Source organism: Bosea sp. BIWAKO-01 (genome assembly GCF_001748145.1).
Taxonomy (GTDB): domain Bacteria; phylum Pseudomonadota; class Alphaproteobacteria; order Rhizobiales; family Beijerinckiaceae; genus Allobosea.
On the sequence record NZ_BCQA01000001.1, the window covers coordinates 44,159 to 65,793 of the forward strand.

Genomic DNA, 21,635 nt, shown 5'->3' on the forward strand with positions numbered 1-21,635 from the left:
CGGAACGGAGTCCATGTCCAGTACCGATGGCAGCATGTTCGACCTGGTCGGAGTGCTTGCCGTATTGCTTCTCGTCGCCGCAAACGGCTTCTTCGTTGCGGCCGAGTTTTCGCTGGTCGCGGTGCGCCGAAGCCGCGTTTCCGAGCTTGTCACGGCGGGGCGCATGAATGCCGCCGCCCTCAAGCACGCCGTCGACAATCTCGACGCCAATCTCGCAGCGACGCAGCTTGGCATCACCATCTCCTCGCTGGCGCTCGGCTGGATCGGAGAGCCCGCGCTGGCGCACCTGATCGAGCCGCTCCTGAACAGCCTGCCGGGCTCGCTGGCGACAGCCAGTTCCCATGCCATCGCGGTTGCAATCTCTTTCATCATCATCACGGCCCTGCACATCGTTCTCGGCGAACTCGCCCCCAAGAGCCTTGCCCTTCAGCGCAGTGAAGGGACGGCGCTCTGGGTGGTGCGGCCGCTCGGAATGTTCCTGTTCCTGCTGCGGCCTGCGATCATCTCGCTGAATGGCCTCGGCAATCTCGTGCTGCGCCTCTGCGGCCTGCGGCCGGGAACGGGAGAGGAATCCCTGCATTCGCCGGAAGAATTGAAACTTCTCGTCCAGGCGAGCCAGGAGGCCGGCATCCTCCAGCCGGCGCAGCAGGAATTGGTCGAGCGCGTGCTCAGCATCGGCGACCGGCGTATCGCCGACATTATGACACCGCGCCGGGACGTCGCCTGGATAGACGCCGACGACACCCATGACGAGATGCTGCGGACCATACGCGAATGTCGCCATGAGCAGTTGCTGGTCGGACGCGGTGGCATCGACGAGCCCCTGGGCATGATCCTGAAGCGGGATCTTCTCGACCAGGTCCTGGACGGCAAGGCGCTCGACCCCATGGCCGTGATCTGCGACCCCGTCATCGTGCACGAGACGACGCCGATCTTCCGCGTGCTCGAGCGCTTCAAGAAGGCTCCCGTTCGCCTGGCAATCGTCATCGACGAATATGGCGGCCTCGACGGCATCGTCACCCAGACCGATCTCCTCGAAGCCATTGCCGGCGACCTGCCCGATGTCGAGGGCGAGGAACCCGATATCGTGGAGCGCGACGATGGTTCGCTGCTGATCGACGGCATGATGCCGGCCCATGATGCCTTCAATCGGCTTGGCTTCCGGCTGCGCTCGGCGGAAGGCGATTTCCACACGATCGCCGGCTTCGCCCTGGCCCGGCTCGAACACCTCCCCGAGATCGGCGAGCATTTCGACTATGCGGGCTGGCGGTTCGAAATCGTCGACATGGACGGCAGGCGGATCGACAAGCTCCTGGCGCAGCGAATCGCAAGCGAGGAGTCCGAAGGGGGCTGAACCGCCACATCGACAGACCGCCCCTGCCCTTCGCTCGCCGGGGCTGGGACCGTCTGTGCCTGGCTTGATCTCGCCCACCTCATCGCGATGAGGCCGGCGAGATCAACACGCTGCACGAGCTCAGCGACGAACCAGCGGAGACGCTTGCAGCCGATTTGCGACCATGCTGCGCTTGCGTCTCCGTCGATCGGGCGCCCTCCTCGACCGGGTCAACCGCCGGCGAACCGTGCCCGATTCTGCGCGACCCAGTCTTGCGAGAGCTTGGCGAAGAGGGGCGGCAGCGGCCCGAGCGACCGTCCGGCGTGGTGGTCGGCCAGGATGTCGCCGGCAGCGGGCCAGGTCGTGGGTTGCTCGGCACGCCCCAGCGCAGCCAGGACGCGGCTGGCGCTTTCGGGGATGAACGGCCAGGCGATTTCGGCGGCGATCGCAAGGAGGTTCACGCTCGTCCTGATCACCACGGCGCTGCGGTCGGGGTCAGTGGAGCGGGTCGACCAGGGCGCCTCCCGCGCGAGATAGCCGTTGGCGAGCCGCCAGACTGCGCGAACCTGTTCGGCCGCCTTGCGCAGCGCACGCCGGTCGTGATGCGCGCGAAGCGCATGCAGATGGCCCGCAAGCTCGTCCGACAGCGCCAACTCGGTAGAGCCGGGAGCGCCGTTCACCGGAACGATCCCCTGATGGCGGGCCGCGACGAGTTTCAGCACGCGATTGACGAGATTGCCGAAATTGTCGGCCAGGTCGGAATTCACGTCGGCCGCGAAGCGCGCGAAGCTGAAGTCGGTATCGTTGCTCTCGGGCGCGTTCGCGGCCAGCCACCAGCGCCAGTAATCGGCCGGCAGCAGCGCCAGCGCCTGGTCGAGGAACACGCCCCTGCGCTGGCTGGTCGAGAACTTGCCGCCTTCATAGGTGAGCCAGTTGACGCCCTTGATCACGTCAACGGTCTTCCAGGGTTCGCCGGAACCCAACAGCGTGCAGGGGAAGCTGACGGCGTGGAAGGGCACATTGTCCTTGCCGAGGAACTGGATGGTCTCGACATCCCCGGCCTTCCACCACCAGCGCCGCCAGTCGCGCCGTTCCGGGTCGAGATCGGACCATTCCTGCGTCGCGGCGATATAGGCGATGGGCGCATCGAACCAGACATAGAAGACCTTGCCATCGAAGCCGGGTTTCGGCACCGGAACGCCCCAGGACAGATCCCGGGTGATGCACCGGTCCTGGATGCCCTCGTTGAGCCATTTGCGCGCGATCGAGGTGACGAGCGGCGGCCATCCGGACCGGCTTGCGATCCACGCCTCCAGCTCGCCGACCAGGGCCGACTGGCGCAGGAACAGGTGCCGGCTCGGCCTGACCTCGAGAGCGGTGCTCCCCGACAGGGCCGAGCGCGGGGCGATCAGGTCGACGGGGTCGAGCGGACGGGTGCAGCTTTCGCATTGGTCGCCCCGCGCAGCCTCGAAGCGGCAATGCGGGCAGGTGCCGATGATGTAGCGGTCCGGCAGGAAACGCCTGTCGGCGGGCGAATAGACCTGTTCGAGCACCCGCTCCTCGATGAAGCCGTTCTGCTCCAGGCACTGGAAGAAGTGCTGGGTCAGCGCGTGGTTGCGCGACGAGGATGAGCGACCGAAATGATCGAAGGACAGGCCGAGCTGACGATAGATTCCCGCCTGGATCTCATGTTGCGCATGGCAATAGGTCGCGACGTCGGTCTTGGCTTCGCCCGCCGCCAGTTCCGCCGGGGTTCCATGTTCGTCGGTCGCGCAGATGAAGAGAACCTGGTCGCCGATCTGCCGTCGGTAACGGGCGTGAATGTCGGCCGGGAGCAGCGAGCCTGCCAGATTGCCGAGATGCTTGATGCCGTTGATATAGGGAAGTGCGCTGGTGATGAGTGCGTTCGCCATGATGCCCTCCTGGGGTCATTCCACGGGTGACGCGCCGAGACCTGATGAAACAAAAAAGCCCTCCGCAGAACCGGAGGGCTTGGGTCCGACGCTCACTCGCGCGGCGATACGCACGCGCTCAACCCCTCCGGCCAATCTCCTGCTGGTCGGGCCTGCGCATTCGCGTGGCGTGGGTGGGAAGGAACATCTGTGAATCCGCGTCTGATCTGCCTGACGGGTGCCAGCAACCGGCGGGAAAATCAAGGCCGCGGTCCGGCCTGAGGCCGCATAACGTCATGCGAACGCGGTCGGCCTTCATCGGCTTCATGGAAGTGCTGCCGGGACAGCAAGCAGGTCGGCCACGAGATGCCGATGAGGGGATTGGTTAGGGAGCCGAATTGCCAATGGGCGGTGCTCCCGAACGGCCATAGCATGGCGCCCATGAAGCTGATCTTTCTTCACGGGGCACCGGCAAGCGGCAAGCTGACGGTCGCCAAGGCCTTGCTTGCGGCGATGCCGGCGCGGCTGCTCGACAATCACGCCGCCATCGATGCTGCGAGAACCATTTTCGACTTTGACGCTCCCGGCTTCTGGGAGCTGGTGGACACGGTCCGCGGATCCATCTTGCGGGCCGCGATCGAGGCCGACATTTCCTGTCTGATTGTCACCCTCTGCTATATCGAGCTGGAGGACCGTCCGTTCTTCGATCAGCTGGAAGACGATGTGGTCCGGAATGGCGGCTCTGTCTTTCCCGTGTTCCTCTATTGCTCGGAAGGGGAAGCCGCGCAGCGCGTCGGGAATGCCGACAGGGTGCAGAGACGCAAGACGATTTCCGTCCAGGGCCGCTCCGATTTCCTTTCGCGCTACACCATAGCCCCGGTCCCACGCGAGAACTGCCTCGCGATCGACACGGAGACGACCGCGCCCGAACGCGCAGCCGAACAGATCATGCGGCACTTCGCCTTGCGCTAACGGGCGGCGGCAACCGCCTCAGCCCTTCCAGCCTGCGCCGCCCTGGATCAGCCCTGATCCAGGGCGACCGTGAGCCCCTCGACGCCATGCTTGTCGATCAACCCGGCAACGAAGCCGGACGAGACCGCGCTCGCCACGAAGCGCTTGATATAGTCGATCGCAGCGGCGTTTTTGGTCGGTGTTCCCACGGCCTGCTGCACCGCCATGTAGCGGCCTGGCAGGATGCGTGAGCCCGGGATCGCCTTCTGGTCCGTCACCAGCCTGGGGAGCAGGCCAGCAAGAGCGTCGAGCTTGTCCTCGAGGAAGACCGACGCCGCATCGGCGATGGTCTTGGTCCGCACCAGCGTCGCATGCGCGATGTTGCGGTCGAGCCAGAGCCCGTAGGCCGTCCGGTCGGTGACGGCGATGCGCCGCCCCGGCCTGTCCACATCGCCGACATGCTGCAGTGGCGAACCTTCGGGAACGAGATAGGTCGCCTCGATCTCGGTATAGGCGGGAGTGAAGCTGATGAATTCGGCGCGCTGCGGTTCAGCGCCGATCAGCGCGATGTCCCATTCATCGCGGGCAGCGGAATCGGCAATCAAGCCGGGCGATTCATAGGTGACGTAGCGCAATTCCACGCCCAGCAGATCGGCAAAGGCGCGCGCCATGTCAGGCGCCACCCCGACGGGGCCGCCCGCGGGCGTCCGGCCGGAGACCAGCAGGAAGTTCGAGAGATTGATCGCGGCCCGCAGGACCCCACCCGGCGCGAGAAGTGCGATCAGGTCCTTAGAGGGTGGGCCGACATGGTCCAGAAGTCGCATTGTCGCCTCCGATCTCTCCACCGAACCCAGACCAGCCGTCACGACCTGAACTGCCTTGCCAGGGCTTCCGTCGCCTTGACGAGCATCGCCGCATCGACGCCAACCGCCGTGAACAGCGTGCCGATCTCGATGCAGCGCGCGGCGAACGCAGTGTCGGGCGTCAGAATGCCGGCGGGCTTGCCGCAGGCGCGGATCCGGCCGACCGCCTTCTCGATGAGCGCGGTGACGCTTGGATGTCCGGGCTCGCCGACATGGCCGAGGCTGGCTGCGAGATCGGCGGGACCGATGAACACGCCATCGACGCCATCGACGGACGCGATCGCCTCGAGATTGTCGAGCGCATCCTGGGTTTCGATCTGGACCAGCAGGCAGAGTTCCTCCCCTGCCCGCTTGCCGTAGTTCGCGACACGCCCGAACCGTGTCGCCCTCGTCACACCGGAGACGCCGCGAATGCCGGCTGGCGGATAGCGCATCGCCGCGACCGCCGCCTTTGCCTCCTCCGCATTCTGGACATAGGGGATCAGCAAGGTCTGGGCGCCGAAATCAAGGAACCGCTTGATCAGCACCGCATCGTTGCTCGCGGGCCGGACCACGGCCGAGACCGGATAGGGAGCCACTGCCTGCAACTGGGCCAAGGCGGTTAGCGGATCGCCCGGCGAGTGCTCGGTATCGAACAGCAGCCAATCGAAGCCGGAGCCGGCGACCGCCTCGGCCGCATAGGCGCCCGGCAGGCTGCACCAGAGCCCGAGTTTATGGCGGCCCTCGCTCAGGGCGCGCTTGAACATGTTGGGCGGCAGTTCCATGGCAACCTCAGGTGAATCAGACGCCGATGGCGCCGGGCGGGCAGTCATCGACCTGTATGACGCCTCCGGCGGCGATGTCGACTGACCGCGTGAAGGATCGCCAGACTCGACACGGGCGAACCGAGCAGCGTCGGATCGCGCCCGGGAACCATCACCCCTCGAAGGGCTCGACGGTCGATCGCCGCCCCAGCATGAACGCGTCGGCGACCAGGGTCAGCGGCGCGAGATCGACATCGCTGCGGCCTTCCGCGATCAGCGCTGCGAAGTGCTGGTAGATCTGCACATATTCCCGCTCCGGCTCGTCGATCAGGATGCGGCCGTCACGGCTCAGCGTCGCGCCGCCCGAGGCTAGCGTCAGAAGGCCGGCCTCGGTCTCGACTTGGATGTCCCAGGTCTGGTCGCCCACCTGGCGGAAGTCGAACTCTGCATGGATCGGCAGCCCGGAACGATCCGAGAGATCGAGTTCGGCGGCGATCGGCGCCTGGCGGTTCGCCGGGACGGACAGTGAGGCGCGCGTCACGAAGACCGGCTCGGGCATGATCGCGGTCAGGATCGAGAGGGCGTTGATGCCGGGGTCGAAGACGCCGAGCCCGCCGGGCTCGAAGATCCAGTCCTGCCCGGGATGCCAGACCCGCACATCCTCCTTCCAGATGATGGCGACCGAGCGCGGCCGGTGCCGCGCGAGAAAGGCGCGCGCCGGCGCAACAGCGGGCGCGAAGCGCGAATGCCAGGTGGCGAACAGCGTCCGGCGGCTCCGTTCCGCCCTTGCGACGAGAGGACCAAGTTCACTGACGCTCGCGCCTGGCGGCTTCTCAAGCAGGACATGCAAGCCGGCTTCGAGCGCCTCCGCCGCCAGCGCATGCCGGCCTTGAGGCGGGGTGCAAAGGGCAACGGCATCGAGTTCGATATCCGAGGCCAGCATGGCGCTGAGCGAGGTGAAGACGGGCAAGCCAGGCAACGTGCCCTGCCGGCTCGCCGCTGCGACCAGCTCGAAACCGGGCGTGGCCGCGATCGCGCCGAGATGCTGGCTGCGCGCGATCTTGCCGAGCCCGACGAGTCCGAGGCGGATCCTTGCCATCCCGCCCCTCAGCCGCGTGCCTCGGTCTGCGCATTGACGCGCAGGCCGTCGGGCCGGAACAGATGCGCGAGCGCAATATCGACATGCAGCGGCACCCGCTCGCCCGGCTTCGGCTTCTGCTGCCCCTCGACCTGAACGGTGATCGGCTGGCCGTCGGAGAGGACTCCGTAGATCAACGAGGAACCGCCGAGCTGTTCCACGAGCTGGACCTGCGCCTCGCCGATCCGCGTGCCGGCGCCGCCGAGCCGCAGGTGCTCGGGGCGGACACCCAGGCTGCAATCGGCGCCGTCCTGGCCGGCGAGATGCGGCAGGGGCAACACGGTCTCGGCCAGCGCCACGCGTGCTTCTCCTCCGGCCGCCGGCAGCATCCTGGCCTGCAGGAGATTCATCTTCGGGCTGCCGATGAAGCCCGCGACGAAGCGATTGACGGGGTTGTTGTAGAGTTCCAACGGCGATCCGATCTGCTCGACCTTGCCAGCGCGCAATACCACGATCTTGTCGGCCATCGTCATGGCTTCGACCTGATCATGCGTGACGTAGATCATCGTGTTGCCGAGCTGCTGGTGCAGCTTGGCGATTTCCACCCGCATCTGCACGCGCAGCTCGGCGTCGAGATTGGAGAGCGGCTCGTCGAACAGGAAGATCTTGGGTTCGCGCACGATGGCGCGGCCGATGGCGACGCGCTGCCGCTGCCCGCCCGAGAGTTCCTTGGGCTTGCGATCGAGCAAATGATCCAGCTGCAGGATCGCCGCCGCCCGGGCCACGCGCATATCGATCTCGGCCTTGGTCATCCGCGCCGTCTCGAGCGCGAAGGCCATGTTCTTGTAGACACTCATATGCGGGTAGAGCGCATAGGACTGGAACACCATCGCGATGCCCCGCTGCGCGGCGGGCACATCGTTCATCACCTCGTCGTCGATGCGCAAGGTGCCGTCGCTGATGTCCTCCAGCCCGGCGATCATCCGCAGCAAGGTGGATTTCCCGCAGCCGGACGGACCGACGAAGACCAAGAACTCACCGTTGGTCACGGACAGGTTCACATCTTGGATCACCGGGTGATCGCCGAAGCGCTTATGGACATGCTCCAGGGTCAGCCAACTCATCGTTCCCTCCTTGCGGCCTTATCGTTCTTGTCGTTGCGGGCAGGCAGGCCGCCTGCCCTGCTTGGGCAGGCTCAGGCTGCGAGCGCCGCCGAGCGGATGCCGACCGGCATGGCAGGACCATGGGCCGCGATCAGGTCGTCCACCATGGCGCGGATCTCGCGCAGCGAGAGGACGCTCGCGGCATGGCGATCCAGCACCGCGGCGCGGTAGACCGCGTCCCGATCGCCTTCCAGGGCCGCGCGCACGGTGAGGTCCTGGACGAAGACATGCGGCGCGCAATGGGCGGCGAGTTCCGGCGGGAGCGTGCCGGCATGGCAGGCCCGCAGGCCGTTGCGGTCGACGATCACCGGAACCTCGACGCAGCAATCCTGCGGCAGGTTCTCGATCAGTCCGGTGTTGCGGACATTTCCGTAGATGAGCTGCGGCTCGTTCGTGACCATGCCATTGATGATCGACGCGCCATATTCGTCGCTGCGCTCGAGCGGGAAGCTCTCGCCGGCCAGCAGCCGCTGCCGGGTTTCGGCATAGCGTCGCAGATTGCGCTCGCTGCGGCGAATATACTCGTCCACCGGCACATCGAATTCCGCGATCTGGTCCTCGCGGCGCAGGAAATAAGGCGTGTACTCCGCCGTATGCTCGCTGGATTCGCTGACGAAGCGACCGAGATGCTCCAGCAGGGCGAAGCGGATCTTGTCCTGCGCGAAGATCTCCGGGTTGCGGGCGGCGCGCCGCAGCTGCGGATAGGCATCCTTGCCGTCGATCTCCAGCCGCAGGAACCAGGTCATGTGGTTGATGCCGGCGCAGTCATAGCTCAGGCGCGAGCGCTCGACCCCGAGATAAGAGGCAAGGTCGCGCGCCGTATGCTGGACGTTGTGGCACAACCCGACCACCTGCTGCTCCGGGAAGGCCCTGTAAACCGCCCAGGTCAGGATGCTCATCGGGTTGGTGTAGTTCATCAGCAGGGCATTGGGGCAGACCGCCCGCATGTCCCCGACCAGGTCCACCATGAAGGGAATGGTCCGCAAGCCGCGGAAGATGCCGCCGATGCCGACGGTATCCGCGATCGTCTGCTTCAGGCCGTAGCGGCGCGGGATCTCGAAATCGAGCAGCGTCGCCTCGTGCATGCCGATCTGCACCATGTTGATCACGAAATCCGCGCCCTCCAGGCAGCGCCGGCGGTCGGCGTGCTCGGTCACGGTCGCCCCGGCATCGAACTGGCCGGACGTCCAGCGCGCCATCATCCCCGCCGTTTCGAGGCGCTCGGCATCGATGTCGTACAATGCGATCTCGCATTGCTTCAGCGCGGGAAGGCTGAGGATGTCGGTGAGCAGGTTCTTGACGAAGACGACGCTGCCGGCGCCGATCATGGCGATCTTGGTCATGTCATGGTCTCTCTTGGGTAGAGGTCGGGAAAGGGCTCATTTGAGGCCCGTGCTGGCGATCCCCTGAACCAGATAGCGCTGGAAGATCAGGAAGATGAGCAGCATCGGCAGGAGGGAGATCAGGGCCAGCGCCATGACGCCACCCCAGTCCGGATTGGCCTCGCCGCGCAGCAGGTTGAGGCCGAGCGGCAGGGTGAAGAGCTCCTGGTCGGTCAGGACGACGAGTGGCCAGGCGAAGTCGTTCCAGCGCCACATGAAGGTGAAGATCACCAGCACGGCGATGATCGGCTTGGAGAGCGGCAGCACGATGCGCAGGAAGATCCGCATCTCGCTGGCGCCGTCGAGCCGCGCGGCCTCGATCAGCTCGTCGGGAATGCTGACCATGAACTGGCGCACCATGAAGACACCGAAGGCTTCAGCCGCGCGTGGCAGGATGACGCCCCAGGGAGAATTCAGCAGCCCCAGCCAGGAGGTCACGAGGAATTCCGGCACCAGGATTACCTGGATCGGGATCATCAGCGCACCCAGGATCGCGAAGAACAGGATGTCGCGCCCGGGGAAGCGGAACTTGGCGAAGACGTAGCCGCAGAGCAGGTTGGCGGACACGGTGATCACCACGGCGATCACGGCGATGAAGGTCGAATTCATCACCCAGGTCAGGAACGGATGGCGCTGGGCGACATTCCTGAAATTCTCCAGCGTCAGCATCTGCGGGATCAGGCTCACCACCGGCTGGAAGACCTCGGAACGAGGCCGGATCGCGGTCGCGAGCATCCAGTAGAGTGGAAAGATCATCGCCAGCGCGCCGAGCACGACCGCGATCCAGATCAGCACGTTGCCGGTTCGGCGAGAGCCGGGGCGCCTGGCGCCCGCCTCGAAGGTGACGCCGCTCATAGCACGTTCTCCGACTGGCGGCTGACCCGCCACTGAATGATCGTGAAGCCCAGGACGATGACGTAGAGCACCACGCCGATCGCGCTGGCATAGCCCATCTCGGACGTCATGAAGGCGGACTGATAGATGTATTGGACCAGCATCGTCGTCGAGAACCCCGGGCCACCACCGGTCATCACGTAGATCAGGTCGAAGACCTGGAAGGAGTGGATCACGTTGAGAATCAGCAACAGGAAGGTTGCGGGCCGCAGCAAGGGCAGCGTGATCTTCCAGAACTGGCGAGAGGGTGACGCGCCATCCATGGTCGCGGCTTCGTAGTAGAGCGTCGGGATCGATTGCAGCGCGGCGAGATAGACCACCATGCAGAAGCCGACCCTGACCCAGAAGGTTGCCAGCACCAGCGACGGCAGCGCCCAGGCCGGCGAGGACAGCCAGGGAATCCGGTCGCCGCCCAGGCGCACGATCAGCGAGTTGATGACGCCGTAATGCTCGTTGAACATCCAGGCGGCGATGATGCCGGTGGCAACCGCTGAAACCACGACCGGAAGGAAGTAGACGCTGCGCAGGAAGACCCGCCCCGGCATCCGTCGGTTCAGCGCGACTGCAAGCAGCAGGCCGCCTGCCATGGTGGTGGGCACCGAAGCCAGGGCATAGACCGCAGTATTCAACAGCGCATGCCAGAACTGCGTGTCGGCCACCAGCCTGCGGTAATTGGCCAGACCGGCATAGGTGACGTCGCCGATCAGGCTCCAGTCATGGAAGCTGATGTAGAAGGCGTAGAGCAGCGGAAAGAAGCTGAAGGCGCTGAACAGAAGCAGATTGGGCGTGATCAGGAGATAGGGCAGCATCCAGGGACGCCGAAAGGAGCGGCGCGTACGCGCCGCGGTGGCGGGGCGTACGGAGTTGGCCATGACTGCGCTGTTGGACATGGATCACCTCGCAGACGGGAAGGAAGGCGACACGGGCGTCACCCCTTGAGGACGCTACGGATGGTGCCCTCGATGTTCTCGGCCGTGTCCTTTGGCGACTGGCCCGAGGTGAAGGCGAGGTCGAGCTGCTCGCCGAGCTTCGTATTGATGCGGCTGAAATCCGGCAGCGTCACCGTCGCGGCCAGATGGTCCGGGATCGTCCGCGACTGCTCGACGAAGACCTGCATCGCGTCGGGCCGGAGCGGGTACTCCAGCTTCGTGTCCATGAGGCTGCGCCGAACCGGCAGGAAGCCGGCGGCGATGCAGAAATCGCGCATATTGGCCTCGTTGGTGGCATAGCGCAGGAAATCGATGGCGACATCGCGGTTCTTGCTGTCGCGCGTCACGGCGAGGCAGTTGCCACCGAGATCGGAGGCCATGCTCACGCTGCGCGGCATATAGGTCACCTGCCACTCCGCCTGTTTCATCGCTTCCTGCAGGAACGGAATCTGCCAGTCGCCATGCACCAGCATGCCGATCGTGCCGTTGGCGAAGAGGTTCTGCGTCTGCTCGTTGGTCTTGATCGAGGTCGTGGGCGGCACGAGCTTGTCGGTGAACCAGGATTGCGCCCATGCGATCGCCTCAAGGCCCTCCTTCGACGAGAGCCGCGGCTGGAGCAGCTGCTCGTCGAGCAGTTGGCCGCCATTCTGGTAGAGGAAAGGCAGAAAGCGATAGGCGGCGGTGTTCTGCCAGGCGCAGGCGAAGCCGAAAGGCGCTCCGGCCTTGTCCTTCAGCGTCCGGGCGATCCGGATGAACTCCTCCCAGCGCCAGCTGTCCTCGAGCCGCCGCGGCAGCTCGATCCCGGCCCGCCGGAACATCTCCATGTTGCAATAGACCGCGAGCGTGTCGGTGTGGTGGGGAATGGCGAAAGCCTTGTCCCGATAGGTGACGGCCTTCCACAACGCGGGGGCGAACTGCGCGGCCAGTCCGCCGTCGAGATGCCCGCTCAGATCGACGATGGCGCCCGCCTTCGCATAGCGGCCGACCTGCTGGTACTGGATGCGGACCAGATCGGGCGCCTGCCGGCCGGCGAGGCGCGTATCGACCTGCTGATAGAGCTGGCCTGACGATCCGCTGAGTTCCAGCCGGATCGAGACATGGGGGTTTTGCGCGGTGTAGCCGGCGATCAGCCGCCGGAAAGCGTCCTCCTCCGCCCGGTTGCCCCAGACCGCGAAATTGAGGCTCACCGGCGCCTGGGCCCGCACGGCCCTCCCCGATGCGACCGAGAGGGCGAGCCCGGCGCCCAGAATATGCCGCCGGGAGAAAGCCGTGCCTGTTCCGTTGACGTTCGTCATTCCTGTTCCCTTCCCTGGATCATCACCGCTTTTCGCGGTTTGGTTTCGTTGTTGGTGGTCGCGGGCTCTATGCTGGCAGGCCACCATCCTTCAGGCCGCCGCAGGATTCCCGGACCACGAGCTGGACCGGAAGCTGCGTGTACCGAACGGGGCTTTCCCCGCCCTCGAGTTGGTCGATCAGGCTCGTCGCCGCCTGCTGGCCGAGCTCGAGCCGGCGATGCTCCACCGTCGTCAGCGCCGGAACGGTGAAAGCCGCAAGCGCGATGCCGTCGAAGCCGACGACGGCCATGTCCTCGGGCACGCGCAGGCCGTGACGGCGCAAGCCGTGCAGCACACCAATCGCCATCTGGTCGTTGAACACGAAAAGCGCCTCCGGCCGCGGCTGCGGCAAGGCGAGCAGCAGCTCCACCGCCTTCACGCCGCCTTCCGGAGAGTTTGCGACTTCGATTTCCCACTCCGGACGCACCGGCAAGCCGGCTTCCAGGAGGGCCCGACGATAGCCATGCACACGCTCTCGCTCGCGCAACGGATGCCGCTGCTGACCCGAGACATGGCCGATCCGCCGATAGCCGCAGGCGAGCAGATGCCGCGTCGCCAGGTATCCCCCGCCCTCGAGATCGACGCCGACCGAGGTGATCTCCGTGCCGTCGCCTTGGTCCTGCAGCGCGACGCAGGGGACGCCGTGTCGTGCCAGTTCCTTCAGCGCATCCCAGATCGCCCGCGTCGGAGCCGAGGTGATGACGCCGTCCGAGACGCCCCCGCGCAGCCGCGCGATCGCCTTGAGCTTGGCGGCCTCATCCTCCGCGACGAGCACGTCGAGCAGATAGCCGCGTTCCTGCGCCACCTGCTGCACGGCGCCGATCACTTCGGCCGAATAGGGGTTACCGATATCGGGCGTGATGAAGGTGAGCGTATTGGTGCGCCGCTGCCTCAGGTTCCGCGCGACGGAGTTCGGGGTGTAGCCGAGATCGGCAGCCGCCTCGCGCACACGCTGCTGCGTGGCCTCGGACAGACCGACACGCCCGCTCGCACCATTCAGCACCAGCGAAACGGTCGCCTGCGAGACGCCCGCACGCTTCGCGACATCCGTGCTGGTCGCGACTCCCAGACGTTTCGATGAATGCGGCTCGCGCGGCAACGCCCTCTCCTTGAATCTAATACGTATTAGATTAAGAGCTAGCGGCTCATCGAACGCCTGTCAACGAAGGCTGCAGGACCGGCCTGGCGGCGCATTCGAAAGGCCGGGCCCTGTCGATCAGGTTGGTCGTGGCGGCCGCGTCACCATAAGCCGGCTGGCAGAAAACCTCAGCCGCCGCGCGCCAGAACGGGCACGTCACGCTCGAAGGCCAAGCGTTCAGGGCATCCAGGACCGTTCGAAAAGATCGAACCTAATCGTCCATTTTATTCGGCTGTTTCCAGGACGCGGACCGCACCAGATTAGGGTCGTGACGCCGAGAACTCGCTGCGGTTCCCCCGCCTCTCCGGCCGGCCCACCGCTCGATCGAATGATTGATCGCCAGCAGCAGCAATGCGAGGCCCGTTGCGGTTACGACGATCTTCCAGTCGCCCAGGCCGGCAGCGCAGCCGAGAGCGGCCGTCACCCAGATGGCCGCAGCGGTGGTGAGCCCCCTGGGGGTCATTTCCCGATCGCGAAGGACGATCACCCCGGCGCCCAGGAATCCGATTCCGGTCAGAACACCCTGGACGACACGGCTTGCCGCATCGGCCTGATCGGGCTCCCCGAAGATCCCGGCGGCTGCGGCCGTTCCGAGTCCAACCAGCCCGAACGTACGAATGCCCGCACTGCTCTGCTTGAGCGTGCGCTCCCAGCCGACGGCAATGCCTGCGGCGGTTCCCGCCAACAACCTGAAGATCAGGTCGACTTCAGCCCACGCGAGCAACTCCATGGGGCTATTCCCGGCCGGGGGTATCAAGGTCGAGACGCCGTGCGCGCGCGCCGTCGCGCGTAGCGGTCGCCTCGACGGCATCAGGGCCTGCCGACCCAGCCGCATTGGTCGGCACCGGCGAAGGCGCGACAGGGCCGCCGGCGCCCCGTCGCGCCGAATAGCGCGCCCGGATCTGAGCTTCCTGGCCGTTTCTCATGGGATCTCCTTCGCTTGCACCCATCTCCCAACGCCGCCCCGGACAGGCTGTTCCGGTGTCGGCGCGAAGAAGGTCGACGAAGGACGATCCGCCGGGAATGCCCGGCTCCAGCCCAGGCGCGGCCCCGAGGCGAACATGTTGTTCCGCCATGCGTTATCCGACCGCCTTTGGACCGGAGAGATGATGAGCGACGGAAAGCACGAGCTCCGATTGGCCTTCCGGCGCATCGAGCGGGAGGTTCCGCAGGGGTTTGCATCCCTGCTGCGTTGGTTGCGGCATCCCGCCTCGCGCTGGGTGCGGCTCCCCGCGGGCCTCATCCTCGTAATCGGCGGCATCTTCTCGATTTTGCCCGTGCTTGGGCTCTGGATGCTGCCGCTCGGCCTGCTGCTGATCGCCGCGGACATTGCGCCCTTGCGCAAACCCATGGCGCGCTTTGTCCACGCCGCCATGAACCTGTTGACCAGGCTGCGTACCCGGTGGCAGCGACGAAACTGACTGCGCGCCGGCGTTGTGGCGGCACACGCACCGACAGCTCGAATACGGGCAATCCCGGCGACCGCCACGGTCCGCTTGTCGCATGCGCTGGCTCCGGCTCGTCGCGAACAGGCGGGGCGAGGCTTTACTTTCCGGCCATGAGCCGGGACGCTGATCGCCCCCGCTCCCGTCGGAAACGCGCTGCCTGCCATGCCCGAGACTGCTTCCGCACGCCGCGCCATCGGCCTGATCGTTCCCTCCTCCAACCGGGTCGTCGAGCGCGCGGCGGCCCGTCTGCTGGCTGGAACTCCGGAGATCGATTGCTGCATCGCCCGAGTGCCCTATGGCGGCATCGTCGCGGCCGGGCCGGCGGCCGGCTACAGGCTCGACCCCTTCGACACCGCTGCGATGCTGCTGGAGGAGGCCGGCGTCGATACGATCTGCTGGAACGCGACGCGGGGCGCGGCGCTGGGCTTTGCCGCCGATCGCGACCTGTGCCGGCGGATCGAGGACAAGACGGGCATCCCGGCGGTCACCACCGCTCTCGCGGCCCTTGCACTCCTCAGGGCAGAGCCGGGCCGGCGCGTCGGCTTGATCGCGCAGGGCGACGAAGCGGAATCGCTGCATGTCACCCGGCAGTTTCGCCGTGGGGGTGTCGACATCCGCGACCATCTCTGGCTCGGCATCACCAATAATCTCGATGCCGCGGATTTTACCGGCGACAGGCTGCTCACCGAGGCAAGGACCCTGGCCGCGCGATCGCGCCTCGACACTATCCTGGTCTGGAGCACCAATCTTTCCGGCTACGCCGCAGGCCTGGCCGCCGATCCGGCATCGGACCCTGCCATCCTCGACGCGGCCGAGATCGGCATCAACGCTGCGCTGATAAGCACAAGCGCGCGGCAACAGAGATAATTGCCCACTAAATAGCCGGAATGCCAGTCATTGCATGCAACGCGACGAGGGCGGCTGCCCACGCCGGCATTTTTCAAGAGATTTCAATCGTCTAAGTCTTGGCACGCTACGTGCTTGACTGGCGCCCATGTGCGCCTTTGCTGACCCGCATCCAGGACAGAGCACCATCCGAGCCGCGACAGGCGCGGAACGGAGTGTCCTCGCGACCGGCCACAGGGCGCTCTGCCCCGCCCGCCGGCCTGATCCTGGCGAGCCGGCGCGCCGCGACATCCCGACTGGCAAAACAAGGATCTCTCGCCGATGATCACTCGCCGTACCGCCATCGCAGCCGGTCTTGCTGCCCCCTTCGTCGCGCAGGGCAAGCTCGGGGCACAGACACCCAGCCGGGCCGAGACATTGCTGCTGGTGCAGGAATATGGGCCCAACAGCCTGGACATGCAGGGCATCGGCTCGTCGCAGCCGGTCAATGGCGTCGCGCTGAACTGCTATGACCGGCTGCTGCGCTTCAAGCCGGTGCCGATCCCGGGAGGCGGCGGCAACACGATCGCGATGGGCGAGCTCGAGGGCGAGCTGGCCGAGAGCTGGCAGATCGCCTCGGACGGTATGAGCTGCACCTTCAAGCTGCGCGACGCCACCTTCCATTCCGGCCGCAAGGTCACGGCCGCCGATGTGAAATGGTCCCTCGACCGCGCCTGCACGATCGGGGGGTTCGCCACCACGCAGATGAATGCCGGCTCGCTCGAGAAGCCCGAGCAGTTCGTCGTCGTCGACGACAAGACCTTCCGCGTCGACTTCGTCCGCAAGGACAAGATGACGCTGCCGAACCTCGCGGTCACCATCCCCTTCGTGTTCGACTCCGAGCTCGCGATCAAGAACGGCGGCGGCGATCCCCATGCCAAGGAGTGGCTCAAGAACAATGTGGCCGGCTCCGGCGCCTACAAGGTCGAGAGCTGGAAACCCGGCGTCGAAACGATCTATGTCCGGAACGATGCCTGGACCTCGGGCAAGCTGCCGCAGCTTCGCCGCATCATTGCGCGCGACATCGCCTCGCCCTCGACCCGCCGGGCCCTGATGGAACGCGGTGATGCCGATGTCTCCTACGGGCTGCCGCCGAAGGACTTCAAGGACCTGCTCGACGCTGGCAAGGTCAATGTCGTCGGCGTGCCGATCCCCAACGGTGTCTGGGGCTGCTACCTCAACACGCAGGTCGGGCCGTTCAAGGATGTGCGCCTGCGCCAGGCCGTGGCCTGGGTGATGCCCTATGAGAAGCTGCTGCAGGCCTCGCTGTTCGGCCGCGGCGTCGACATGTCGGGCGGGCCCGAGACGCCCAAGGTCGCCTGGCCGCAGCCCTTTCCCTACACATCCAACGTCGCCAGGGCCAAGGCGCTGGTCGATGCCGCCGGCGGCGGCTTCTCGACCACGCTGTATTTCGACGCCGGCAATGCGACGGTTGCCGAGCCGATGGCGGTGCTGATCAAGGAAGCGCTCGGCGCGATCGGGATCACCGTCGAGATCAACAAGGTGCCGGGCGCGAATTTCCGCACCGAGATCGCCAAAAAGACCAATCCGATGGTGCTGAACCGCTTCGCCGGCTGGCTCGACTATCCCGATTACTACCTGTTCTGGACGATGCACGGCAATAATTCGATCTTCAACATCGCCGCCTATCAGAATCCGGAACTCGACAAGCTGATCGACGCCGCGCGCTTCGCGCCCGACAAGGCAGCCTATGAAGCCAATGTCGTCGACTTCATCAAGCTGGTGAACCGCGAGGTGCCGATGGTGCCGATCGCGCAGCCGACCCATGACGTGGCGCTCCAGAAGGCGATCGGCGGCTATCAGTTCCAGCCCTGCCGCGAGCCCGATTTTCGCTACCTGACCAAGGGCTGAGCGCTCGGCGCACCGAGCCCCGCGCGCAACGGCGACGGCGGCGACTTCGCCGGATTTCGGTAAGGAGGCTGCACAATGCTTCGCATGATCGGCGGGCGGCTGATGACGACGATCCCGTCGGTCATCGGCGTGATCATCGTCACCTTCCTGCTGACGCGGGTGTTGCCGGGGGACACGGCAGCCTATTTCGCCGGGCCGGCGGCGACGCCCCAGGCGATTGCCGAAATCCGCAGCAAGCTGGGGCTCGACCAGCCCTTGCCGGTGCAGTTCGTCTCCTATGTCACGGCGCTGGCCAAGGGCGATCTCGGCCAGTCCCTGACCACCGGGCAGCCGGTGACGGCCGACCTGGCGGCGCGGCTGCCGGCCTCCGCCGAGTTGACGCTCGCCGGTCTGCTGCTGGCCATGTCGGTTGCCTTGCCGCTCGGCGTACTGGCCGCGGTGAAGCAAGGCTCATGGATCGACCATCTCTGCCGCGTGGTGGCGACGGCCGGCGTCTCGCTGCCGGTGTTCTTCACCGGGCTCCTGCTGGTCTATGTCTTCTATTTCCTGCTCGGCTGGTCGCCGGCGCCGCTCGGGCGGCTCGATGTCTTCGCCTCGGAACCGCCGCGCATCACCGGGCTGTTCCTGATCGACAGCCTGCTTGCCGGGCATTTCGAAACCTTTCGCGCTGCGCTGGCGCAACTGATCCTGCCGGCGGTCACGCTCGGCATCTTCTCGCTGGCGCCGATCACGCGGATGACGCGCGCCTCGATGCTGGCGGTGCTCGGAGCCGATTTCGTCCGCACGGCGCGCGCCAGCGGGCTGACCAATGCCAAGGTCATCGGCACCTATGCGTTTCGCAACGCCATGCTGCCCGTCGTGACCACGCTCGGCATGGTGTTCTCCTTCCTGCTCGGCGCCAATGTCCTGGTCGAGAAGGTCTTCGCCTGGCCAGGCGTCGGCTCCTACGCGGTCGAGGCGCTGATCGCTTCGGACTACGCGCCGATCCAGGGCTTCGTGCTGACCATGGCGATCCTCTACGTCGTGCTGAACCTGCTGATCGACCTGCTCTACGGCGTCATCGATCCCCGCGTCAGGCTGGAGGGGTGAGGCCCATGAACGACATGAGCAAGCTCGACCCCGCCGCCACGCCGGCCCTGCGCTTCGAGGCGCCACCGTCGACGAGCCTGTGGGCGCATGCGCGCCACGTGGTTTCGGAAAACCCGATCACCGGCTTCGCCTTCCTGCTGTTCGGGCTGATCCTGCTCGCGGCGATCTTCGGCCCCTCGCTCGTGCCCTACGACCCGCTGGCGAGCAACACCAATGCGGCACTCCAGGCCCCGAGCGCAGCGCATTGGTTCGGCACCGACCAGCTCGGCCGGGACATCTTCAGCCGGGTCATCGCGGCGACGCGGCTCGATTTCACCATTGCGGTCGCCTCGGTCGCGCTCGTTTTCCTGCTCGGCGGGCTCGCCGGAGTCAGCGCCGGCTTCTTCGGCGGCTGGGTCGACAAGCTGGTCGGGCGCGTCGCCGACACGATCATGGCCTTCCCGCTCTTCGTGCTGGCGATGGGCATCGTCGCGGCGCTCGGCAACAGCGTCACCAATATCGTGATTGCGACGGCCATCATCAATTTCCCGCTCTATGCGCGGGTGGCGCGAGCCGAGGCGAATGTGCGGCGCGAGGCCGGTTTCGTGCAGGCGGCGCGGCTCTCGGGCAATTCCGACTGGCGACTGCTCCTCACCCAGATCGTGCCCAACATCATGCCGATCATGGCTGTGCAAATGTCGCTGACCATGGGCTACGCGATCCTGAACGCGGCCGGCCTCTCCTTCATCGGCCTTGGCGTGCGCCCGCCGACGCCGGAATGGGGGATCATGGTGGCCGAGGGCGCGAGCTTCATCGTCTCCGGCGAATGGTGGATCGCCTTCTTCCCCGGCCTGGCGCTGATGATCGCAGTGTTCTGCTTCAACCTGCTCGGCGACGGCGTGCGCGATCTCGTCGATCCCCAGCGGAGGAACTGACCGTGGCCACGATCCCGCTGCTCGAGATCCGGAACCTCACCGTCGAATTCGCCACGCGCCGGGGGGCAGTGCAGGCGGTGAAGTCGATCGATATCAGCGTCGGCAAGGGCGAGACGGTCGCGATCGTCGGCGAGTCCGGCTCCGGCAAATCGGTGACCTCCTATGCCGTGGTGCGCATTCTCGATCGGGCGGGCCGGGTCGCGGAGGGTTCGATCTCGTTCTCCGGCGTCGATCTCGTCGCCGCCGACGAGGCGCAGATGCGCGACCTGCGCGGGCGCGAGATCTCGATGGTCTTCCAGAACCCGCGCGCCGCGCTCAACCCGATCCGCAAGGTCGGACGGCAGATCGAGGATGTGCTGCTGCAGCATGTCCAGGCGACGCGCGCGACCGCCAGGGAGAAGGCGATCGAGGCCCTGACGCGCGTCAGGATCGCAAGGCCCGAGGAGCGCTACGACGCCTACCCGTTCGAGCTTTCGGGCGGCATGTGCCAGCGCGTGGTGATCGCGCTCGCCATCGCCTGCCAGCCGCAGCTCCTGATCGCCGACGAGCCGACCACGGGGCTCGACGCCACCACGCAGAAGGCGGTGATGGACCTCATCGTCGAGCTCACCCGCGAGCGCGGCATGTCGACGATCCTGATCACCCATGATCTCGGGCTGGCGGCCGCCTATTGCGACAAGGTCGTCGTCATGGAGAAGGGCCGCGTCGTCGAGACGGCCGCGGCCAGTGAGATCTTCCGCAATCCGCAGCACCCCTATACCCGCCGGCTGATGCAGGCGACGCCGCGCATCGGCATGTCGCTCGCCGATCTGCTGACCGAACCGCCGAAAGCGGAGCCGGTGCCCAAGACAGCGCCCGTAGCATCTGACATGGCGCGAGGCGAAGCGGCCCCTGGGCCGCTGCTCAGCGTCGAGGCGCTGGTCAAGGAGTATCCGCGCCCAGCTGCGGGGGCGTTCCTCGCCAGGCTGATGGGCAAGGCGGAGCGGGAGAAGCCCGCCTACCGCGCCGTCGACGGCATCAGCTTCTCGATTGCGCGCGGCGAGACGCTCGGGCTCGTCGGCGAATCCGGCTGCGGCAAGTCGACGACCTCGATGATGATCACACGCCTGATCGACCCGAGCGGCGGCAGGATCGTCTTTGACGGCAGCGATATCGGCGCGATCCCCGCCCGGCAGTTCGCAGCCTCGCCCCAGCGCCGGCGGATCCAGATGGTGTTCCAGGACCCGACCGACAGTCTCAATCCGCGCTTCACCGCCGAGCGGGCGATTGCCGACCCGATCATGCGGATGGGCGCGTATAGCGGCCGCGATGCGCTGCGAGCGCGCTGCGAGGACCTCGCGCGGCTTGTCGGCCTGCCGTCCGAGCTGATCGACCGGTTCCCGCATCAGCTCTCGGGCGGGCAGAAGGCGCGCGTCGGCATCGCGCGCGCGATCGCGCTCGACCCCGACCTCGTCATCCTGGATGAGCCCACTGCGGCGCTCGACGTTTCCGTCCAGGCCGTCGTGCTGAACCTGCTGGAGGAGCTGAAGGGGCGGCTCGGCATGAGCTATCTCTTCGTCTCGCACGACCTGAATGTGGTGCGGCTGCTCTGCGACCGGGTGATCGTGATGCGCAGCGGCGCGATCGTCGAGGAAGGCACCGCAGAAGAGGTTCTGGGCAATCCGAGAGCGGAGTACACCAGAGAGCTGCTGACCGCGATTCCGCATCCGCCGGTGTGACGGCGCAAG

The 21,635-nt window shown here is 66.2% G+C and carries 20 protein-coding genes; 8 read left to right on the forward strand and 12 right to left on the reverse strand.

The genetic code is table 11. The features are described 5' to 3' along the window. Positions 1 to 13 precede the first annotated feature (13 nt). On the forward strand, positions 14 to 1,354 hold the full coding sequence (locus BIWAKO_RS00225; protein WP_069876774.1) for a hemolysin family protein: 1,341 nt from the start codon (positions 14 to 16) through the stop codon (positions 1,352 to 1,354). Positions 1,355 to 1,563: 209 nt separating this feature from the next. Here BIWAKO_RS00225 and metG read toward each other — a convergent pair whose 3' ends face one another. Further along, positions 1,564 to 3,246, reverse strand: a complete 1,683-nt coding sequence (gene metG / locus BIWAKO_RS00230) for a methionine--tRNA ligase (RefSeq protein ID WP_069876775.1) — start codon at positions 3,244 to 3,246, stop codon at positions 1,564 to 1,566. Between the two features lie 420 nt (positions 3,247 to 3,666). On the opposite strand from metG, the gene BIWAKO_RS00235 reads away from it, so the two are divergent. Continuing rightward, a complete protein-coding gene (locus BIWAKO_RS00235; protein ID WP_141739919.1) occupies positions 3,667 to 4,197 on the forward strand; it encodes an ATP-binding protein in 531 nt (176 codons plus the stop codon). 47 nt (positions 4,198 to 4,244) lie between these two features. On the opposite strand, the gene BIWAKO_RS00240 is transcribed toward BIWAKO_RS00235, so the two are convergent. The 11 genes from BIWAKO_RS00240 to BIWAKO_RS35135 all read right to left on the reverse strand — a co-directional run bounded on the left by BIWAKO_RS00240 (position 4,245) and on the right by BIWAKO_RS35135 (position 14,626). After that, positions 4,245 to 5,000 carry a transporter substrate-binding domain-containing protein gene (locus BIWAKO_RS00240; protein ID WP_069876779.1) on the reverse strand — a complete coding sequence of 252 codons (756 nt, stop codon included), beginning with the start codon at positions 4,998 to 5,000 and terminating at the stop codon, positions 4,245 to 4,247. Between the two features lie 38 nt (positions 5,001 to 5,038). Next, on the reverse strand, positions 5,039 to 5,803 hold the full coding sequence (locus BIWAKO_RS00245) for an aldolase/citrate lyase family protein (protein WP_069876781.1): 765 nt from the start codon (positions 5,801 to 5,803) through the stop codon (positions 5,039 to 5,041). A gap of 151 nt (positions 5,804 to 5,954) precedes the next feature. Then, entirely contained in the window at positions 5,955 to 6,881 is a 927-nt protein-coding gene (locus tag BIWAKO_RS00250) for a Gfo/Idh/MocA family protein (RefSeq protein WP_069876783.1), read from the reverse strand. Between the two features lie 8 nt (positions 6,882 to 6,889). After that, positions 6,890 to 7,984, reverse strand: a complete 1,095-nt coding sequence (locus BIWAKO_RS00255) for an ABC transporter ATP-binding protein (protein WP_069876784.1) — start codon at positions 7,982 to 7,984, stop codon at positions 6,890 to 6,892. A gap of 71 nt (positions 7,985 to 8,055) precedes the next feature. Then, positions 8,056 to 9,366: an alpha-glucosidase/alpha-galactosidase gene (melA, locus tag BIWAKO_RS00260; RefSeq protein WP_069876786.1), complete on the reverse strand. Its 1,311-nt coding sequence runs from the start codon at positions 9,364 to 9,366 to the stop codon at positions 8,056 to 8,058. 36 nt (positions 9,367 to 9,402) lie between these two features. After that, positions 9,403 to 10,260: a carbohydrate ABC transporter permease gene (locus BIWAKO_RS00265; protein ID WP_069876788.1), complete on the reverse strand. Its 858-nt coding sequence runs from the start codon at positions 10,258 to 10,260 to the stop codon at positions 9,403 to 9,405. After that, complete coding sequence (locus BIWAKO_RS00270) at positions 10,257 to 11,189, reverse strand: carbohydrate ABC transporter permease (RefSeq protein ID WP_084651083.1); 933 nt, start codon at positions 11,187 to 11,189, stop codon at positions 10,257 to 10,259. The genes BIWAKO_RS00265 and BIWAKO_RS00270 overlap by 4 nt, the downstream gene beginning before the upstream one ends. Positions 11,190 to 11,227: 38 nt before the next feature. Next, positions 11,228 to 12,523, reverse strand: coding sequence for an ABC transporter substrate-binding protein (locus BIWAKO_RS00275; protein ID WP_069876791.1), 1,296 nt, complete (start codon positions 12,521 to 12,523; stop codon positions 11,228 to 11,230). Positions 12,524 to 12,590: 67 nt separating this feature from the next. Then, positions 12,591 to 13,661, reverse strand: a complete 1,071-nt coding sequence (locus BIWAKO_RS00280; RefSeq protein WP_084651085.1) for a LacI family DNA-binding transcriptional regulator — start codon at positions 13,659 to 13,661, stop codon at positions 12,591 to 12,593. A 250-nt stretch (positions 13,662 to 13,911) separates the two neighbouring features. Continuing rightward, the gene (locus BIWAKO_RS00285; RefSeq protein ID WP_069876793.1) at positions 13,912 to 14,430 is read right to left on the reverse strand and encodes an MgtC/SapB family protein; all 519 of its coding nucleotides are present in this window, start codon (positions 14,428 to 14,430) and stop codon (positions 13,912 to 13,914) included. A 4-nt stretch (positions 14,431 to 14,434) separates the two neighbouring features. Next, the gene (locus BIWAKO_RS35135) at positions 14,435 to 14,626 is read right to left on the reverse strand and encodes a hypothetical protein (RefSeq protein WP_141739920.1); all 192 of its coding nucleotides are present in this window, start codon (positions 14,624 to 14,626) and stop codon (positions 14,435 to 14,437) included. A 183-nt stretch (positions 14,627 to 14,809) separates the two neighbouring features. Here BIWAKO_RS35135 and BIWAKO_RS00295 point away from each other — a divergent pair, with 183 nt between their 5' ends. The 6 genes from BIWAKO_RS00295 (at position 14,810) to BIWAKO_RS00320 (ending at position 21,626) form a co-directional block, all read left to right on the forward strand. Continuing rightward, the gene (locus BIWAKO_RS00295) at positions 14,810 to 15,121 is read left to right on the forward strand and encodes a hypothetical protein (protein ID WP_210185083.1); all 312 of its coding nucleotides are present in this window, start codon (positions 14,810 to 14,812) and stop codon (positions 15,119 to 15,121) included. Positions 15,122 to 15,310: 189 nt separating this feature from the next. Then, positions 15,311 to 16,015, forward strand: a complete 705-nt coding sequence (locus BIWAKO_RS00300; RefSeq protein ID WP_069876798.1) for a hypothetical protein — start codon at positions 15,311 to 15,313, stop codon at positions 16,013 to 16,015. Between the two features lie 300 nt (positions 16,016 to 16,315). Next, on the forward strand, positions 16,316 to 17,905 hold the full coding sequence (locus BIWAKO_RS00305; protein ID WP_069876800.1) for an ABC transporter substrate-binding protein: 1,590 nt from the start codon (positions 16,316 to 16,318) through the stop codon (positions 17,903 to 17,905). Positions 17,906 to 17,980: 75 nt separating this feature from the next. Then, complete coding sequence (locus BIWAKO_RS00310) at positions 17,981 to 18,994, forward strand: ABC transporter permease (protein ID WP_069876802.1); 1,014 nt, start codon at positions 17,981 to 17,983, stop codon at positions 18,992 to 18,994. Between the two features lie 14 nt (positions 18,995 to 19,008). Then, positions 19,009 to 19,908, forward strand: a complete 900-nt coding sequence (locus tag BIWAKO_RS00315; RefSeq protein WP_069882031.1) for an ABC transporter permease — start codon at positions 19,009 to 19,011, stop codon at positions 19,906 to 19,908. Positions 19,909 to 19,910: 2 nt separating this feature from the next. Then, positions 19,911 to 21,626 (forward strand): dipeptide ABC transporter ATP-binding protein, encoded by a 1,716-nt coding sequence (locus BIWAKO_RS00320; protein WP_069876804.1) that lies wholly within the window; start codon positions 19,911 to 19,913, stop codon positions 21,624 to 21,626. Positions 21,627 to 21,635: the final 9 nt, after the last annotated feature.

Excerpts from the sequence above, each read along its gene's own strand:
- BIWAKO_RS00225 (WP_069876774.1), top strand. The coding sequence starts at position 14 with ATGTCCAGTACCGATGGCAGCATGTTCGACCTGGTCGGAGTGCTTGCC.
- BIWAKO_RS00245 (WP_069876781.1), bottom strand. The coding sequence starts at position 5,803 with ATGGAACTGCCGCCCAACATGTTCAAGCGCGCCCTGAGCGAGGGCCGC.
- BIWAKO_RS00240 (WP_069876779.1), bottom strand. The coding sequence starts at position 5,000 with ATGCGACTTCTGGACCATGTCGGCCCACCCTCTAAGGACCTGATCGCA.
- metG (WP_069876775.1), bottom strand. The coding sequence starts at position 3,246 with ATGGCGAACGCACTCATCACCAGCGCACTTCCCTATATCAACGGCATC.
- BIWAKO_RS00315 (WP_069882031.1), top strand. The coding sequence starts at position 19,009 with ATGAGCAAGCTCGACCCCGCCGCCACGCCGGCCCTGCGCTTCGAGGCG.
- BIWAKO_RS00235 (WP_141739919.1), top strand. The coding sequence starts at position 3,667 with ATGAAGCTGATCTTTCTTCACGGGGCACCGGCAAGCGGCAAGCTGACG.
- BIWAKO_RS00300 (WP_069876798.1), top strand. The coding sequence starts at position 15,311 with ATGCCCGAGACTGCTTCCGCACGCCGCGCCATCGGCCTGATCGTTCCC.
- BIWAKO_RS35135 (WP_141739920.1), bottom strand. The coding sequence starts at position 14,626 with ATGAGAAACGGCCAGGAAGCTCAGATCCGGGCGCGCTATTCGGCGCGA.
- melA (WP_069876786.1), bottom strand. The coding sequence starts at position 9,366 with ATGACCAAGATCGCCATGATCGGCGCCGGCAGCGTCGTCTTCGTCAAG.
- BIWAKO_RS00285 (WP_069876793.1), bottom strand. The coding sequence starts at position 14,430 with ATGGAGTTGCTCGCGTGGGCTGAAGTCGACCTGATCTTCAGGTTGTTG.
- BIWAKO_RS00255 (WP_069876784.1), bottom strand. The coding sequence starts at position 7,984 with ATGAGTTGGCTGACCCTGGAGCATGTCCATAAGCGCTTCGGCGATCAC.
- BIWAKO_RS00270 (WP_084651083.1), bottom strand. The coding sequence starts at position 11,189 with ATGTCCAACAGCGCAGTCATGGCCAACTCCGTACGCCCCGCCACCGCG.
- BIWAKO_RS00305 (WP_069876800.1), top strand. The coding sequence starts at position 16,316 with ATGATCACTCGCCGTACCGCCATCGCAGCCGGTCTTGCTGCCCCCTTC.
- BIWAKO_RS00310 (WP_069876802.1), top strand. The coding sequence starts at position 17,981 with ATGCTTCGCATGATCGGCGGGCGGCTGATGACGACGATCCCGTCGGTC.
- BIWAKO_RS00265 (WP_069876788.1), bottom strand. The coding sequence starts at position 10,260 with ATGAGCGGCGTCACCTTCGAGGCGGGCGCCAGGCGCCCCGGCTCTCGC.
- BIWAKO_RS00275 (WP_069876791.1), bottom strand. The coding sequence starts at position 12,523 with ATGACGAACGTCAACGGAACAGGCACGGCTTTCTCCCGGCGGCATATT.
- BIWAKO_RS00295 (WP_210185083.1), top strand. The coding sequence starts at position 14,810 with ATGAGCGACGGAAAGCACGAGCTCCGATTGGCCTTCCGGCGCATCGAG.
- BIWAKO_RS00250 (WP_069876783.1), bottom strand. The coding sequence starts at position 6,881 with ATGGCAAGGATCCGCCTCGGACTCGTCGGGCTCGGCAAGATCGCGCGC.